Source organism: Streptomyces sp. NPDC057099 (assembly GCF_042671245.1).
Taxonomy (GTDB): domain Bacteria; phylum Actinomycetota; class Actinomycetes; order Streptomycetales; family Streptomycetaceae; genus Streptomyces; species Streptomyces purpurascens.
Genome location: NZ_JBHUTX010000132.1, coordinates 1 through 1,081 on the forward strand (window position 1 = coordinate 1; position 1,081 = coordinate 1,081).

Annotated in this window: 3 pseudogenes; 1 reads left to right on the forward strand and 2 read right to left on the reverse strand. The window is 70.0% G+C overall.

Features of this window, described 5'->3' with window-relative positions:
• Window positions 1-94, forward strand: a pseudogene (locus ACFT4A_RS42530) (GNAT family N-acetyltransferase); the annotation flags it as partial.
• A gap of 96 nt (window positions 95-190) precedes the next feature.
• On the opposite strand, the pseudogene ACFT4A_RS42535 reads toward ACFT4A_RS42530, so the two are convergent.
• Together ACFT4A_RS42535 and ACFT4A_RS42540 are read right to left on the reverse strand one after the other, a co-directional pair.
• A pseudogene (locus ACFT4A_RS42535) lies at window positions 191-400 on the reverse strand (transposase family protein); the annotation flags it as partial.
• Window positions 401-624: 224 nt separating this feature from the next.
• Window positions 625-1,081 (reverse strand): annotated as a pseudogene (locus ACFT4A_RS42540) (IS701 family transposase); the annotation flags it as partial.

Below are 1,081 nucleotides of genomic sequence, written 5' to 3' on the forward strand. Positions count from 1 at the left end.
GGGCTTCATCACCGGCTACGTGCGACCGGACAGCCCGGGCACCCTGCTGGTCTGGCAGGTGGCCGTGGACGAGGCGCACCGCGGGCGCGGGCTGGTGCGGGACCACCACCTGCCCGGTCAGGGGATCCAGGGTGAAACCGAGGGCGCGCACGGCCCAGCGCGGTGCGTCCGTGATCCACTCGCCGATCGCGGCCAGGGAGCGGGCACCGGCCAGCACGGCAGCCGCTGCCGCCGCCAGCAGCGCCGACAGCGGATGCCGGCGGCCTCTGCGGTCCCGCGGATCGGGCACCGCGTCCAGGAAGGGACGCAGGCCGGCTGCGTCGATGAGGGGTGCGGAAGAAGAAGCGCGGGCCAGGTGCTCCAGCGCGGCAGGCACGGGAGATGATGCAGGGGCAGGCACGGTCTCGTTCGGTTCTCATGGGTCTCGACAACCACATGATCACCAGCGCCGTGCCTGCACTGCTTCCCGGCCCCAGAACAGGACATGACACGACGTCAAGGGCACGGCGCGTGAACCGGACGAATCCGCTTCATGCAACGCCCCTGCTTCACGCCCGAACCGCCGCGAGATCATTTCGCTGACACGGCAGCTGTAGATCGTGATCTGGGCGGTGTTCGTGCTGGTCAGGGGGCTGTGTCCGCGTAGGTGTGCCATCGCCTGTGGGCTTGGCGGGCTCGGTGCTGGTGGCGTCTGCGCCAGGTGGACCAGTGCAGGATGTGGCCGGCGTCGCGTCGGGGTGGGGGCAGGATCAGCAGTCTGAGCAGGCGCAGGAGTTCGTGGCAGGTGACGGGGACGAGGTCGATAGGCCGATCGTCGTCCGTGTCGCGTTCGAGGGCGGCGGTGACCGCGAGGAAGGTATAGGCGACCAGGGCCGCGGTGCTCCATCGGTGCCAGGAGGCCCAGGTGGTGACCTGGCCCTTGTCCAGGCCGGTGGCGTGCTTCGCGGTCTGGAAGTCCTCCTCGATCCGCCAGCGACAGCACACCACCCACACCAGTCTTGCCAGCGGGACCGGCGTGGGTGACCAGCAGCGGAAGAACGACACCGCGTGGGTGTAGCGGTGGCGGCGGGCCAGGTACAGC